Annotated in this window: 11 protein-coding genes; 4 read left to right on the forward strand and 7 right to left on the reverse strand. The window is 59.9% G+C overall.

Going from position 1 to position 15,880, the window contains the following annotated elements; translation table 11 throughout:
- The 7 genes from AB5Y86_RS02810 to nadK all read right to left on the reverse strand — a co-directional run.
- Positions 1 to 781, reverse strand: a 781-nt coding sequence (locus AB5Y86_RS02810; protein WP_368192053.1) for an IS481-like element ISAs19 family transposase, incomplete at its 3' end; no start/stop codon positions are given.
- Between the two features lie 173 nt (positions 782 to 954).
- Positions 955 to 2,319 (reverse strand): efflux transporter outer membrane subunit, encoded by a 1,365-nt coding sequence (locus AB5Y86_RS02815; protein WP_368192055.1) that lies wholly within the window; start codon positions 2,317 to 2,319, stop codon positions 955 to 957.
- Between the two features lie 2 nt (positions 2,320 to 2,321).
- A complete protein-coding gene (locus AB5Y86_RS02820) occupies positions 2,322 to 4,301 on the reverse strand; it encodes a MacB family efflux pump subunit (protein ID WP_368192057.1) in 1,980 nt (659 codons plus the stop codon).
- Positions 4,298 to 5,461, reverse strand: coding sequence for a macrolide transporter subunit MacA (gene macA, locus AB5Y86_RS02825; protein ID WP_139495691.1), 1,164 nt, complete (start codon positions 5,459 to 5,461; stop codon positions 4,298 to 4,300). Before macA ends, AB5Y86_RS02820 begins: the two co-directional genes overlap by 4 nt.
- Positions 5,462 to 5,710: 249 nt before the next feature.
- Positions 5,711 to 6,601, reverse strand: a complete 891-nt coding sequence (locus AB5Y86_RS02830) for a manganese-dependent inorganic pyrophosphatase (protein ID WP_040065992.1) — start codon at positions 6,599 to 6,601, stop codon at positions 5,711 to 5,713.
- Positions 6,602 to 6,880: 279 nt separating this feature from the next.
- Positions 6,881 to 8,545, reverse strand: coding sequence for a DNA repair protein RecN (gene recN, locus AB5Y86_RS02835; RefSeq protein WP_368192060.1), 1,665 nt, complete (start codon positions 8,543 to 8,545; stop codon positions 6,881 to 6,883).
- Positions 8,546 to 8,794: 249 nt separating this feature from the next.
- The gene (gene nadK, locus AB5Y86_RS02840; protein WP_005338038.1) at positions 8,795 to 9,679 is read right to left on the reverse strand and encodes an NAD(+) kinase; all 885 of its coding nucleotides are present in this window, start codon (positions 9,677 to 9,679) and stop codon (positions 8,795 to 8,797) included.
- 291 nt (positions 9,680 to 9,970) lie between these two features.
- Between nadK and grpE the strand changes: the two genes are divergently transcribed.
- The 4 genes from grpE (at position 9,971) to AB5Y86_RS02860 (ending at position 15,772) form a co-directional block, all read left to right on the forward strand.
- Positions 9,971 to 10,546: a nucleotide exchange factor GrpE gene (gene grpE / locus AB5Y86_RS02845; RefSeq protein WP_005338036.1), complete on the forward strand. Its 576-nt coding sequence runs from the start codon at positions 9,971 to 9,973 to the stop codon at positions 10,544 to 10,546.
- A 298-nt stretch (positions 10,547 to 10,844) separates the two neighbouring features.
- Positions 10,845 to 12,773, forward strand: a complete 1,929-nt coding sequence (dnaK, locus tag AB5Y86_RS02850; protein WP_368192062.1) for a molecular chaperone DnaK — start codon at positions 10,845 to 10,847, stop codon at positions 12,771 to 12,773.
- A 101-nt stretch (positions 12,774 to 12,874) separates the two neighbouring features.
- Entirely contained in the window at positions 12,875 to 14,017 is a 1,143-nt protein-coding gene (dnaJ, locus tag AB5Y86_RS02855; protein ID WP_005338032.1) for a molecular chaperone DnaJ, read from the forward strand.
- A 264-nt stretch (positions 14,018 to 14,281) separates the two neighbouring features.
- Positions 14,282 to 15,772 (forward strand): carbohydrate porin, encoded by a 1,491-nt coding sequence (locus AB5Y86_RS02860; RefSeq protein WP_368192064.1) that lies wholly within the window; start codon positions 14,282 to 14,284, stop codon positions 15,770 to 15,772.
- Positions 15,773 to 15,880 lie beyond the last annotated feature (108 nt).

Consider the following 15,880-nt stretch of genomic DNA (forward strand, 5'->3'; position numbering starts at 1 on the left):
TGGTTCGGTGCTCAATCCCCTCCAGTTGCAGGAACAGCTCGTAGGGATGGTGGTCAGGGCGCCCACAGAACTCGCGCCCGTTATCCGACAGGATGGTATAGACCCGTGCCTCGTGGGCCTCGAAAAACGGCAGCACCGTTTCGTTAAGCACATGGACCGAGGTGATGGGCAGTTTGCTGGTGTAGAGCCGCCCCCAGGCGTGGCGGCTATAGCAGTCCAGCACGGTTTGCAGATACACCTTACCGACCCCCTTGAGCGCGCCGACGAAGAAGGTGTCGACCGCCACCAGTTCCCCGGTGTAGTGGACCTCAATCTGGCGTTCTCGGAACTCGGGACTGAATCGCTCTAACAGGCGAATTTGCTCGTCATTGAGCTCAATGGTCTGCTCACGGTGGGTTTTTTCGAGGCGCAACAAGCGGTCGTGTTTGGAGAGCAAGTCGTGACGTTGCCACACACCACGCACGCCGCCGGCACTGACATTGATGCCTTGCAGAGCCAGTTCTTGGGCGACCCTCAGAGGGCCATGAGCTGGTCTGGTGAGGGAGTAATCGAGTATGGCCTGTTCAATCTCGGGAGCGACCCGATTGGGATGAGCCCCTTTACAGCCGGGCAATTTGTCGAGCAATCCCTCGGCGCCATAGGTCTGGTAATTACGGCGAATTTCGTAGAACTGCTGACGGCTGTAGCCGATGAGCTTGCAGGCTTTGCTGAGGTTATTGAGCTCTTTGGCAAGCTCTAGCAGGCTGAGTTTGCGACGTGCTACTTTCTCGTTGGTGGTCATACGGTGACTCCAGATAACACGGTAGGGGTACCGTTTTGTTATCCGGTTTGAAGCCGTATGACCACTCCCTTTTGTGGGCAACTGTCAGGTGAATACCATCTCCATACATGTATGGTCTATGGCGATGATATTCCCCACTCAGTAGGCTGAGTGGGGAATGGCCAGGTGAAGCGCTATCGGGGCGTCACGCTATCGCTGCCGCCCAGGGCGCGATAGATTTTGGCAGTGGTGGTGAGCTGCTCTTTTTGCTGGGCCAGCAGGCTCTGCTGGGCATCCCACAGTCGGTTCTGCTCATCGAGCCAGGCTTGTACGCCGGTTGCACCCGCCTGGAAGCGAGCCTTGGCCAGTCGTTCTGCCTCCCGGGCATAACTCAGCTGCTCTTGCAGATAATCGAGTCGCTGCTGGCCATAGTGGCGGGCGGCCAGATTGTCTTCCACCTCAACCAGTGCGGTGTAGAGCTGTTTGCGAAACTCGGTTTCAGCGATCTGGTAATCCAGCTCTGAGCTTTCGATGGCGAGCTGGGTGCGGTTGTATTCAAGGAAGGGGAGGGCAAGGCTGGCTCCCAGCGTGCCGACCGGATTTTGCAGCACCTGCGCCAATCTATCGGATGCGGTGCTGGCACTGCCGGTCAGGGTCAGGCTGGGGTAGAAGCTGGTGCGGATCTCGTCACCTTTTGCCAGCGTCTTGCGCAGCCGCAATTCGGCCGCTTTGACATCGGGGCGGCGAGCCAGTACATCGGCCGGAATACCCACCGCAAGTTCAGGAATGGTCTGCTTTGCAAGGGACGCGGGTCCATACTCCAGCGGTCCGCTGCTGCGGCCCAGTAGCAGACGCAGGGCATTGCGGGCCTGCTCCTGCTGAGCCTTGAGGGAGGCCAGCTCAGCCTGTTTTCCGGCCAACTGTTGGCGTGCCTGCGCCAGATCGAGTCGGGTGATGGCGCCTGCCTGGTATTTGGTCTGGGTCAGCTGCTCGGTACGGGTCAGGTTGGCCAGCTGCTGTTCTCCGAGTGTGATGGCAGAGCCGAGATAGCCGAGCTGCCAATACTGCTCCAGGGTATTGCCGATCAGCAGCAGTCGGGTGCTGGCGAGATCCTGCTCGCTTGCCGCTGCTTCCCAGCTTGCCTGATCTCGCACCGAGGCGAGCTTGCCCCACAAATCCACTTCGTAACTGAGGCTCAGCGAGGGGCCCAGACTGTTGGTGCCTTTGCCGGTTTTCAGATCCTTGTTGCCACTGGCTGCGATAGTGCCATTGACCGAGGGGGTGAGGTTGGTATCTGCCTGCTCGGCGCCCAGTCGTGCGCTTTTGAGCTTGAGGGCCGCCACACGCATGTCCGGGTTAACGGCCAGAACCGCCTCGACCAATTTGTCGAGCTGGGGATCATGAAATTCCCGCCACCAGGGGCCAGCCTGCGCAGCCAGTCGGGTGCCCTCTGCCTGTTGCCATGTGGGGGCGATTGCCAGCTCGGGTCTTTGATAGGTGCTGTGCTGACTGCAGCCGCTGAGGGCCATAGAGAGAGCCAGCCAGGAGAGTTTGTGCATTGTTATTCCCTCGCCAGTGCGACAACAGGGTCGAGCCGCGCCGCATTGCGTGCCGGCAGGTAACCAAACAGGATCCCGATGAGTGACGAGCAGCCAAAGGCCATCAGGATGGAGAAGAGCGAGAACTGCATCTTGATGGAGTCCACCAGCAGTGAAAAGAGCGCGCCAATGCCCAGCGAGAGGCCGACGCCGAATATCCCCCCCAGCAAGCTGACCATTACAGCTTCAATCAGAAATTGCTGCAGGATATCCGACTGGCGGGCGCCCACGGCCATGCGAATGCCGATCTCGCGGGTGCGCTCCACCACCGACACCAGCATGATGTTCATCACGCCCACCCCGCCGACGATCAGCGAGATCACCGCGATGGCCGAGACCATCAGGGTCATGGTGGCGGTGGTTTTCTCCACCGATTTGATGATGCTGTCGCTGCTGAAGGTGAAGAAATCCTTCACCCCGTGGCGCTTGGTGATCAGCTCGATCACCGCCTGCTCGGCCAGTGCCGGTTGTACCCCGTCTTTGACCCGGATGGTGATCTGGCTGAAGTGGTGCTGCGAGATGAGGCGACTCATCACCGCGCTGTAGGGCAGCCAGATATTGACCGACTGGCTGGTGGGGCCGAAGCCGGTCTCCTGCGAAACCACACCGACAATCCGTACCGGCAAGGTGCCGACCAGTACCACCTTGCCGACTGGATCCTCCTTGCCAAGCAGGCTGGTGATGCTCTTCTTGTCCACCACGGCAACGGCGGCACGCTGCTGGATATCTTGCCACTCCAGTAAGCGGCCACTGACCAGCGTCATCCCCTTCACCTTGAAATAGTCGTTACCAACCCCGGTCACGTTGCCGCTGTTGGTCTTGTTGCGATAGCGCAACTGGCCTGAGCTGCCGATCTCGGGGCTGGCGCCCGCAAGATAGGGTTGCCCCAGCAGTGCATCGAGATCCCCCTTGTTGAGGGTCTGGATGCTGGCCATCTTCTCATCGCCCCATCCCTTGCCCGGGAAGATTTCGATGGTGTTGGTGCCCATCGCATTGATCTGGTCGATCACCTTGGCGCGCGCCCCCTGACCAAGAGCGACCACGCTCACCACGGCGGCGATACCGATGATGATGCCGAGCATGGTGAGGAAGGTGCGCATCCGGTGGGCGAGCATGGCATGGATCGCCATCCGTCCCGCTTCCCGATAACGATCCCAGTCGTGGCCCATGGCACCTTTAGTGGGCACTATTTTTTGAGGGGCTGTGGTTGTGGCGGTGGTTGGAGCCAACACGGCCGTTTGGTAGGGGCCGCTATCTTGTTCAATCCGACCATCCTTGAGAGTGATGATCCGGTCGGCATGGCTGGCCACGTTCATATCGTGGGTGACCAGAATGATGGTGTGGCCCTGAGCGTGCAGCTCTTTGAGGATCGCCATCACCTCCTTGCCGCTCTGGCTATCCAGTGCGCCGGTCGGTTCATCGGCGAGGATCACTTCGCCGCCATTGGCCAGCGCCCGGGCGATACTGACCCGCTGCTGCTGACCGCCGGAGAGCTGGCCCGGGGTATGGTGACTGCGATCGGCCAGCCCCAGTCTGCCCAGCAGCTGACGCGCGCGCGCCTGGCGATCCGGGCGACTGGTGCCGGCATAGACGGCGGGGATCTCCACGTTGGCGGCGGCATCGAGATGAGGCAGCAGGTGGTAACGCTGAAAGATAAAGCCGAAGTGGTGGCAACGCAGGCGGGCCAGCGCCAACGCATCCATGGTGGCGGTGTCCTGACCGCGAAACAGATACTGGCCGCCGCTCGGGCTATCCAGACAACCCAGCAGGTTCATCAGGGTCGACTTGCCGGAGCCGGACGCGCCGACAATGGCGATCATCTCTCCTGCCGTGATGGTGAGGTCAAGAGGGTGGAGCACGGTGACTTCGCTGTCGCCGCTCTGGTAGCGTCGCTCGACCCCTTTCAGCTGGATCAACGGCAGCTGGTTCAGGGGCTCACTCATAGCATCACCGCCATCTCATCATTGTCGGCGGGGGCACCGTGATTGAGCTGCACCTCCTCCTTCTCGCTCAGCCCGCTGATCACCTCAATGCGGATCTCATCCTTCATACCGGTCTTGATATGGCGGGTTTCGGTCGTCTCATCTTCCTTGATCACGGTGACTTCATACTCGTTGTCACCCAGCGACTTGCCGAGGGCGGTTTGCGGCACAGTGAGCACCTGCTTGCGCTCGCCGAGCACTATGGTCACCTGGGTGGTCATTGCCACCCGCAGGGTATGGTCGGGATTGGGCACATCGAACAGGGCGTAGTAGTAGACAGCCGCATTGTTGGTGGTGGTGCCTGTGGTGGCCTGATCGTTGATGTTGGTAGGCGCTAACTCCACGGCGCGAAGCGTACCCTGATAGCGGGTATCCGGATCGCCAATGAGGGTGAAGTAGACCGGCATGCCGGCTTTGACCTTGGTGACATCAGCTTCGGAGATCTGCGCCTTGACCGTCATAGTCTCGAGGTTGGCTAGCTTGAGCACGGTCGGCACCGTCTGGCTGGCCGCCAGGGTCTGGCCCTGACGGGTCACAATGCTGATGACGGTGCCATCCATCGGCGCCAGGATCTTGGTGTAGCCCAGCTCGGTCTTGGCCCGATCAACCTTGATCAGGGCATTGTCGATATTGGCCTGGCTGTTTTGTAGTTCGGCGCGGGTGACCGCCAGCAGTGCCTCGGCACTCTCCAGATCGGCCCGTGAGCTCGCCTCCTGCTTGAACATCTGCTGCTGGCGCCGCCAGGCGAGCTCGTTCTGTTTGAGTTGCGCCTGCTTGATCTTGAGCTGGGCGCGGTTGCTGGCAAGCTCCGCCTCGGCCGTCTTGAGGTTGTTCTGGGCAATCAGGGGATCGATCTCGGCCAGCAGGTCTCCCTGCTTGACCTGATCTCCAGCCTCGACGGCCAGCTTGGTAACCTGACCGGAGACCTGGGCCCCCACATCCACCTGTTCTACGGCCTGCAGCACACCACTGGCCAGCACGGTCTGGGCAATATCCTCGCGGGTCACCTGAGCGGTCAGCATCGCCTTGGGTGGTTGACTGGGCCAGAGCAGCCAGCCGAGGAGCACCACGGCGATCAGCATGGTGATGGCCAGGGTTCTCTGCTTGGGGGTTATGTTCATCGATCACCTGAATGGAAACGGAAAAGGTTGTGCGCGGCGATTATCCTGCAGCAAAGCCCTGATAAATAACAGCCGCAAATATGTAAGCAAAGTTATGGCGTTAACTATCAATAAGCCGTGAAAGGAGTAAACGAGAGACCGCAGTGGTGAGCAAGATGATCAGCAAGAGGGGGGGAGTGCGGCTGGCGGTGGCGATGAAAAAGCCCTGCGCAGAGGCAGGGCTTTGGAATAGGTGATGGCGAGGGAAGATCAGGCCTTGGCCAGCAGATCCATCACCCAGGGCAGACCCTGCTTCTTGCGGCTGACAAAGCCCGGGTGGTAGCTGGACTCTGCCGGTACTTTGGCGTGCTCGGTAAAGTAGATGCGGCTGGCTGCGGCCGTCAGGTCAGTCACCATCAGCACGAAGAAGTCGAGCCCTTCGCTCGCCACGCGCTGGGCCATCTCCTGCTGCAGGGCTGGCAGGTGCTCGGCCAGCTGCTGTTCGCTGCCCACTTCGATCTGGCTCATGATGAAGTTCAGACCTTCGGCTTGGAATGCCTTCTCATCCTGCTGCAGCAGTTGAGCCGGAGTCAGGCCGCTCAGGTCGGTTTTCGCCATCAGCAGCTGTTGGCCGAATTCGGCCAGCGATACTTCGGCCAGCGGTGCCAGACGCTCACAAGCGATCTTGTCCTGCTCGGTGGTGGTCGGCGAGGTGAGACAGAGGGTGTCGCTCATGATGGCGCCCAGCATCAGGCGAGCCTGGCTGCGGGTCACGGTACCTTGCTGGCTCAGCAGATCGAAGGCGATGGTGCAGGTGCAGCCGACGGCCCGGATCCAGGCATCCAGCGGAGACTGGGTGACCAAGGTACCGAGACGGTGGTGATCCACCAGACCCAATACATTGGCTTGTGCCAGTGTGGCAGGGCCCTGTTCCAGATCACTGAAATCCACCAGCCAGACATCTTCACCGGTCAAATCTTTGGTCAGCAACTCGGGTTCGCTGACGCCAGCCTGCTCCAGAATAAAACGGGTTTCGGTGCGCAGGTCACCCAGACGCCATGGGGTGGCCTGACGGCCCTGGCCATTGAGCCAGTCGGTGATAACCAGCGCACTGCAGATACTGTCGCTATCAGGATTCTTGTGACCAAAAACGTGGATCATAGACAAAGCCTCACAATTGGATACCCATAAAGGGGGGCAACACTATGCGAAATCCGCCACATGAAGGCAACCGGATCCACGCCCATGTTGCTGCCAGCTTCGCCTAACTCGCCATTTTATTGATCTGGGTCGGTAATCCTGACGCGAGTTCAGTTATCACAGTTGGCTATTGGCTATTGCTGACTGTGCAGGCCATGGCACTCGTCCGTACCTGCGAAGTCAGCATGTTCTGTCAGCGCTATCAGTCGCCATCGCTGCAAATGGGCTTTATTGCCTGATTCAGCGACGCAGCAGCTCGCGGGCATTGGCCAGGGTGTTGTCGGTGATCTGGTCGCCACCGAGCAGGCGTGCCAGCTCATTGAGACGGGCATTCTGGTCGAGTGCATCCATCCGGGTTTCGGTGGTTTTGCCATCGGTATGCTTGCTCACCACCATATGCTGGTGGCCGTTGCCTGCCACCTGAGGCAAGTGAGTGACCACCATCACCTGAGTGGACTCGCCGAGCTGGCGCAGCAGGCGACCCACCACGGCGGCAGTCGGGCCGCTGATCCCCACATCCACTTCGTCGAAAATCAGGGTCGGGGTGGAGACCTTGCGGGCGCTGATCACCACGATGGCGAGGCTGATGCGCGACAGCTCACCGCCGGAGGCCACCTTGCCAAGCGGCTGGATCGGTTGGCCCGGGTTGGTGGTGACCATGAACTCCACCCGATCTATACCCAGTGGTGACAGACTGCTCTGGGCATCGGGGCGCACCTCGATGGCAAAGCGGCCATCGGGCATTGCCAGTTCGTGCATGCTGCTGGTTACCTTGGCGCCCAGCTCCTGGGCGTAACGCTGACGGCTCTGGCTCAGGGCTTCGGCGGCCTGGACAAAAGCCTGACGGGCCTCGGCCAGCTCATCTTCCATCCCCTCTAGCCGCTCTTCGTCAGAGTTGAGGCGGGCGAGATCCGAGGCCAGCTCCTGATGGTACTGAGCCAGATCGGCCGGTTTGACGTGGTGCTTGCGTGCCAGATTGATGGCTTTGGAGAGGCGGGCCTCCAGCTCGTTAAAACGCTCGGGATCCAGCTCCAGCCGATCGAGGTAGCTGCGAAGTTCGCTGTGGCTCTCCTGCACCCCGATCAGCGCTTCATTCAGCATCTCCAGTACCGGGTTGAGGCGGCTGTCCATGCTGACCAGCCCCTCGGCCCGATCGACGGCCGATTGCAGCAGCCCTGCGATAGTGGTCTCTTCGTTGTCATAGAGCAGATCGAGGCAAGCGCCGCACTCCTGCATCAGCTCGGTGCCGTTGGCGAGACGCTGGTGCTCCTCCTCTATCTCTTCAAACTCCCCCGGCTGCAGGGCGAATTCGTCCAGCTCATGCACCTGATACTCGATCAGCTGGCGACGGGCCTCCCGCTGCTGCTGCTCGGCCTTGAGCCGGTTGAGCTCGTTTTGCAGTTGACGCCACTGCTGATAGTGCTGGCGCACCTCATCGAGCAGCAGATGGTGGCCGGCGTAGCCGTCGAGCAGGGCGAGCTGGTAGTCGGGTTTGAGCAGCATCTGGTGGGCATGCTGACCGTGTACGTTGACCAGCAGCTGACCCAGATTCTTGATCTGGGTGAGGGGGACGGGCACGCCGTTGATATAGCTGCGTGAGCGGCCCTCGGCGGAGATGACTCGCCGGACGATACACTCACCTTCGTTTTCCAGTTCGTTGGTGGCGAGCCAGGCGCGGGCGGCCGGGTTGTTGTCCAGCAGGAAGCGGGCGCTGACCTCGCTTTTGTCGCTATCGGGTCGCACCATGCCGGCTTCGGCCCGCTCTCCGAGGCAGAGACCGAGAGCGTCGATGGCGATGGATTTACCGGCGCCGGTCTCACCTGTGATGCAGGTCATGCCCGGTTGCAGATCGAGTTCGAGAAACTTGACGATAGCGAAGTTGTTGACGGTCAGCTGGGTCAGCATGGTCTCATCCTGTATAGGTCAACATTACTGTGTATGCATCCAGTATATACTGGTCTTATATACAGTAAAGAGGGCACCGTCATTTTTAACAAAGGAAAGCCGCGCCAGTGCGCTATGGCTATGAGAATGCGGGACTGACTATTGGTACGCAGTACGGATATGAAGTGCGGGGGACGTTGCTACGACAGAAATGAGAAAGGCGCCAATTCAGGCGCCCTCTCTGGCAATGCCGTTGTCGGTCAGCGCCGATTAAAACAGCTTGCTGCCCCAGCCGAGCTTGTTGCGCAGCACGTGGAAGTAGCTGTAGTCGAGGGGATGCACCAGATGAAGCTGGTGGTGGCTCTTCTTGATCAGGATCTCGTCCCCCGGGTGGACCGCCAGCGTCACCTGGCCATCACAGCTCACCTGCATGGCATCGTCCTGATTGTCCGGCGAGACCAGCAGCCGTACTTCGCTGTCGGCATCGAGTACGATGGGGCGACTGCTCAGGGTATGCGGGAACATGGGCACCAGCGTGATGGCGTTGAGCTTGGGAGTGAGGATGGCGCCACCTGCCGACAGGGAGTAGGCGGTCGAGCCGGTCGGGGTGGCCACTATGATGCCGTCCGAACGCTGGCTATACATAAAGCTGCCATCGATATAGACCTCGAACTCGATCATGTGGGCGATCTTGCCCGGGTGCAGCACCGCCTCGTTGACCGCCAGATTGCTCGACTTGCGCTCGCCGTGGCGATAGACCGAGGCCTCCAGCAGGAAGCGGTGTTCGCTCTTGTAGTGGCCGGAGAGCACCTGCTCCAGCGGCAGCAGGTAATCCTGCGGCGAGAGATCGGTCAGAAAGCCGAGGTTGCCCCGGTTTACCCCGATCACCGCCACATCGAAGCGCGATAGTACCCGCGCCGCCCCCAGCATGTTGCCGTCGCCGCCCACCACGATGGCGAGATCGGCCTGCTGGCCCAGTTGCACCAGATCCATCACGTTTTCATCGAGGATGCTCAGGGTCTGGGCGACCCGGCTCTCCACCAGTACCCGAAAGCCGCGGGCGGTCAGGTATTGATGCAGGCCGGTCAGCGTCTGGTTGGCCCCCTCATGGTGGGGTTTGCCAATCAGGGCGATGGTTTTGAACGGAGAATCCATAGTCAGTCAGATCTGGGATGGGTATTGCGGGCCAGTATACAGTGCTTTGCTCCGCTTGTGACGCTCTCCCGTGTGACGGGGGGGGCTATCCCCTTGAGGCTAATGGTTAAACGGTGAGCGGCAACCCGGATAAACCGACGGTTGCGGCTATTCAGCAACCCAGATTGCCCTTTACCCCTTGAAAGCCGGGGATGCATCCCCATAATAGCGCCAACATAGTCGGTCTGTTGTCGTCCGGTCGCTCAACCAGACGTCAGGGCCCTCATAAGTAACCCCGGAATTGGAGATGTCATGAACCACGAAGAGCAAAAGGTTGAAGCGATGGAGCAAGTCGAAGCCCAGCCAGTCGAGCCGACCGATGTAGACAGTGAAGTGACAGCCGAACAGGCCCGCATTGCCGAACTGGAAGCGCAGCTGGAAACCGCCATCCAAAAAGCGGCGGAAGAGCGTGAACGCGCCCTGCGTACTGCCGCCGAGATGGAAAACCTGCGCCGTCGTACCGAGCTGGATGTGGAGAAGGCGCACAAATTCGCTCTGGAGAAGTTCGCCAATGAACTGCTGCCGGTGCTGGACAACCTTGAGCGAGCCATCGAACTGGCCGACAAGGAGAACGAAGCCCTTAAGCCGATGATTGAAGGTGTCGAGCTGACCCTGAAATCCATGCAGAGCGGCGTGGCCAAGTTTGGTCTGGTGGCGCTCGACCCGATCAACCAGCCGTTTGACCCCAACGCCCATCAGGCGATGAGCATGGTACCGAGTGCCGATGTGGCCCCGAACACCGTCATTGCAGTTATGCAGAAGGGCTATGACCTCAACGGTCGGGTGATCCGTCCGGCCATGGTGATGATCGCCAAAGCGGTCGACTGATTGGCTGTGGGTGCCCGAGCCCGCCCCGTGGCGGGCTTTTTGTTTCGCAGTGCAGCCCCTGCTCATCTTGCCCGGTTTAACGGCTCAACGTGACCGTGCAACCATGACAAAGGGTGTGGTTTTTTAGGGTTGGGGCTTGAAGCTGCGTCTGGCGACCCCATATAGGTAGCAAGGCCGCGGCGGCACAAAAAATTTGATGCCGGGAGCTTGAAAGCCAGATTGGCAGCCCCCACCTAGCCGTTAACGCATTAAGGCGAGTTCCTCGCCAGTTTATTCAAAGTATTTGGAGATTCGTCAAATGGGTAAAATCATCGGTATTGACCTGGGTACTACCAACTCCTGCGTCGCTATTCTGGATGGCGACACTGCTCGCGTGATCGAGAACGCAGAAGGCGATCGTACTACTCCGTCCATCATTGCCTATGCCGATGATGGCGAGATCCTGGTTGGTCAGCCGGCCAAGCGTCAGGCCATCACCAACCCGAAAAACACCCTGTTCGCCATCAAGCGTCTGATCGGTCGTCGTTTTGAAGATGAAGAAGTGCAGCGTGACCTGAAAATCATGCCGTACGCCATCGCCAAAGCTGACAACGGCGACGCCTGGGTTGAAGTGAAGGGCAAGAAAATGGCACCGCCGCAGATCTCTGCCGAAGTGCTGAAAAAGATGAAAAAGACTGCCGAAGACTATCTGGGTGAGCCGGTAACCGAAGCCGTTATCACTGTTCCGGCCTACTTCAACGACGCCCAGCGTCAGGCTACCAAAGATGCCGGTCGCATCGCCGGTCTGGATGTAAAACGCATCATCAACGAACCGACTGCAGCAGCTTTCGCTTACGGCGTGAACAAGGTCAAGGGCGAGCGCAAGGTTGCCGTATATGACCTGGGTGGCGGTACTTTCGATATCTCCATCATCGAGATCGACGAAGTCGAAGGCGAAACCACCTTCGAAGTACTGGCGACCAACGGTAACACCCACCTGGGTGGTGAAGACTTCGACAACCGCGTCATCAACTATCTGGTAGACGAGTTCAAGCGTGAGCAGGGCATCGACCTGCGTAACGACCAGCTGGCTCTGCAGCGTCTGAAAGATGCCGCCGAGAAAGCCAAGATCGAGCTCTCTTCTGCCCAGCAGACCGACGTCAACCTGCCGTACATCACTGCAGATGCCACCGGTCCGAAGCACATGAACATCAAGGTGACCCGCGCCAAGCTGGAATCCCTGGTAGAAGACATGGTGAAGGACTCTCTGGAGCCGGTTCGTGTCGCCCTGAAAGACTCCGGTCTGGCAGTTGGCGAGATCGACGACGTGATCCTGGTTGGTGGTCAGACCCGTATGCCGCTGGTTCAGAAGACCGTTGCCGAGTTCTTTGGCAAAGAGCCGCGTAAAGACGTCAACCCGGACGAAGCCGTGGCCATGGGTGCTGCCATCCAGGGCGCCGTACTGTCCGGTGACAAGACCGACGTACTGCTGTTGGACGTCACCCCGCTCTCCCTGGGTATCGAAACCATGGGCAGCGTGATGACTGCGCTGATCGAGAAGAACACCACTATCCCGACCAAGAAGTCCCAGGTGTTCTCCACTGCCGAAGACAACCAGTCTGCCGTGACCATTCACGTGCTGCAGGGTGAGCGCAAGCGCGCCAGCGACAACAAGTCTCTGGGCCAGTTTAACCTGGAAGGCATCCGTCCGGCACCGCGCGGTCTGCCGCAGATCGAAGTGACCTTCGACATCGATGCCAACGGTATCCTGCACGTCTCTGCGAAAGATAAAGAGACCAACAAAGAGCAGAAGATCACCATCCAGGCCTCCTCTGGTCTGTCTGATGACGAGATCGAGCGCATGGTACGCGAAGCCGAAGCCAACGCGGCCGAGGACAAGAAGTTTGAAGAGCTGGTACAGGCTCGCAACCAGGCTGATGGTCTGGTCCACTCCGTACGCAAGCAGATCACCGAAGCCGGTGAAGCCCTGCCTGCTGACGACAAGAGCAAGATCGAAGCTGCTCTGAGCGAGCTGGAAGTGGCCATCAAGGGTGACGACAAGGCTGCTATCGAAGCCAAACAGCAGGCTCTGCTGGAAGCGTCCCAGAAGCTGATGGAAATTGCCCAGCAGCAGGCTCAGGCCCAGGGTGCTGCCGGTGCTGATGCCGGTCAGTCCTCCTCTTCTGCCAAGGCTGACGACGACGTAGTCGACGCCGAGTTCGAAGAAGTGAAAGACGACAAGAAGTAAGCCCTACCCAGATGGGCGAAGTCCGCTTCGCCCATCGGCTTGGTCAATGAATTCACGGGCGTTGGGTAACCAACGCCCGTCTGCGTAACCACAGGATGAGTATGTCGAAGCGCGATTTCTACGAAGTACTGGGTGTGGCGAAAGATGCCGACGATCGCGAGATCAAGAAGGCGTACAAGCGCCTGGCCATGAAGTATCACCCGGATCGTAATCAGGGTGATGCCGCATCCGAAGAGAAGTTCAAAGAGGTCAAGGAAGCCTACGAGGTCCTGACCGATGCCAACCTGCGTGCCCGTTACGACCAGTACGGCCATGCCGGTGTCGACCCGAGCCAGGGTGGCGGTGGCCACGGTGGCTTTGGCGGCGGTGCCGACTTCGCCGACATGTTTGGTGACGTATTCGGTGACATCTTCGGCGGTGGCCGTGGTGGTGCCCGTCGTGGCCCGGCCCGTGGCTCCGACCTGCGTTACACCATGGAGCTGACGCTGGAAGAGGCGGTGCGCGGGGTCTCCAAGGAGATCAAGGTGCCGACCCTGGTTCACTGTGAAGTCTGTAACGGCTCCGGTGCCCACACCGGCAGCAGTGCCCAGACCTGCCCGACCTGCCACGGCTCCGGCCAGGTGCAGATGCGTCAGGGCTTCTTCGCGGTGCAGCAGGCGTGTCCGCACTGTCACGGTCGCGGCAAGATCATCAAAGATCCGTGCCGCAAGTGCCACGGTGAAGGTCGCTACCAGCGCACCAAGACCCTGTCGGTGAAAATTCCGGCGGGCGTCGATACCGGCGATCGCATCCGTCTCTCCGGTGAAGGGGAAGCGGGGGAGGCAGGGGCTCCGGCAGGGGATCTCTACGTACAGGTGCACGTCAAAGAGCACGAAATTTTCGTGCGTGACGGCAACAACCTCTACTGCGAAGTGCCCATCAGCTTCACCGCAGCTGCCCTGGGTGGCGAGATCGAAGTGCCGACCCTGGATGGCCGCGTCAAGCTCAAGGTCACTCCGGAGACCCAGACCGGCAAGATGTTCCGCATGCGCGGCAAGGGCGTGAAGTCCGTGCGCTCCGGCCAGGTAGGGGATCTGATGTGCAAGGTGGTGATCGAGACTCCGGTCAACCTCACCGAGCAGCAGAAAGAGCTGTTGCGCCAGCTGGACGAATCCTTCAGCGGCGCCGCTGCCAAGACTCACAAGCCGAAATCGGAAGGCTTCTTCGAAGGGGTGAAACGCTTCTTCGACGATCTGACCAGCTGATTTCAGCGACCCGAATAAACAGAGCCGGCCTTGTGCCGGCTCTTTTTTTGCCCGCCGTTTAGCCAGGATCCGCCCTATTGAGTGGATCCTGATGAGGGATCCTCCTCACAACTCCCGCCAATTCCTGCTGTACAAATGTTATCCCGCTCACACTGTTGCTGAAACGGTTTAGTTGCTGTATTGAGTTGGCTAAATTGGTTTAGCTATGCTCTGGCTGTCGATAACAACAGCGCCCGTTCGGGCCACAGATGACAGGTGAGGAAGATGATGATGTTCAAGAGCAAGTTGGCGCTGGCGGTAGCGCTGGGATTGGGGATGAGCAACCCTCTATGGGCGGCGGACGGCGGTATCGAGGCCCGTCTGGCGGCGCTGGAGGCGCGGGTACAGGCGGCTGAAGCGAGAGCCGAGGCAGCAGAGAGCCGTGCCAGTCAGGCGGAAGTGAAGGCGAGCGCCGCCAGCGAGCAGGCTCAGGTGGCCGACAACCGCAGCCAGAAGGTGGATGAGAAGACCGCTGGTGCCCAGGGCTTCGAGTTTCACGGTTACGCTCGTTCGGGCCTGTTGGTCAACAGCAATGGCAACGGTGGGCGCGGTGGCCCCTACATCACCCCGGCCGGTTCGGTGGGCGGGGCAGTCGGTCGCCTTGGCAACGAGGATGACACCTACATGGAGGCCAACCTGCTGAAAACCCAGACCTTCGAGGATGGCAGCTGGGCCCGCTACAAGCTGATGCTGGCAGACGGGGTGGAGACCAGCAACGACTGGACCGCCAGCGATTCGAGCCTCAATACCCGTCAGGTGTTTGCCGAGATCGGCAATCTGGCGAGCTTCGACGGCCCCTTCAGGAATGCGGTGCTGTGGGCGGGTAAGCGCTTTGACCGCGACAACTTTGACATCCACTGGCTCGATTCCGACGTGGTGTTCCTGGCCGGTACCGGCGGCGGTGTCTACGACGTGCAGCTGGCCGACAGCTGGAAGGCCAACTTCTCTCTCTATGGCCGCGATTACGGCGACATCAGCGCCAGCAGTCTCTCCGATATCGAGAGCTACATCCTTACCATGAACAACCGCGTCGGCAACTGGCAGTGGATGGTGAACGGTCTCTCGGCCAAGGACAATGACGCCCGCATCAATGACAAGGGGGTGGGCAGCGAGGCGGCGGACAAGGGGGCACACACCCTGCTGGCCTACCACGGCGAGAGCTTCTTTGGCATCAACCCCGGTTTTGCCAAGGCGGCGGTGCTGTACGGCCATGGGCTGGGGGCCGAGGTCAAGGGGCTGGGCTCTGACAGCGAGCTGTTGCCGGATGCCGATGCGGTGAGGGTCGCCGTGTTTGGCGCTACCGATCTCAACTCGCGCTGGCGTTTTGCCCCGGCCCTGCTGGCCGAGCAGAGTCAGGATCGCTACGTGAAAGGAGACGAGTACCGCTGGCTCACCTTCAATACCCGGGTGGCCCAGGTGCTGAGCCAGAACGTCGAGCTGGTCTACGAGGCAGCCTGGCAATACATGGATCTCGATCCCAAGGGTTACAAGGGACGCCAGGCGGTGAACGGCAACTTCACCAAGCTCACCTTCGCCCCCACCTTCAAGGCGCAGACCACCGGTTTCTTCGAACGTCCCGAACTGCGGGTGTTCGCTAGCTGGATGGACTGGTCCTCCGAGCTCGACAACTACGCCAGCGACGATGCCATGGGTCAGAGCAACTTCACCGCCGGTGGCGAGTGGAACTTTGGCGTACAGATGGAAACCTGGTTCTAGTTCGTTATCCCGATCACAAAAATGGCAGCCGGTGCCGAGATCTGTTGGTTGGCTAAAACGGTTTAGCCGATAATGCCAGCCAACAGAACAGAGTTCGGGTTTGACCGT

The sequence above is a fragment of the Aeromonas sp. s8 genome (assembly GCF_040907785.1).
Lineage (GTDB): Bacteria > Pseudomonadota > Gammaproteobacteria > Enterobacterales > Aeromonadaceae > Aeromonas > Aeromonas veronii.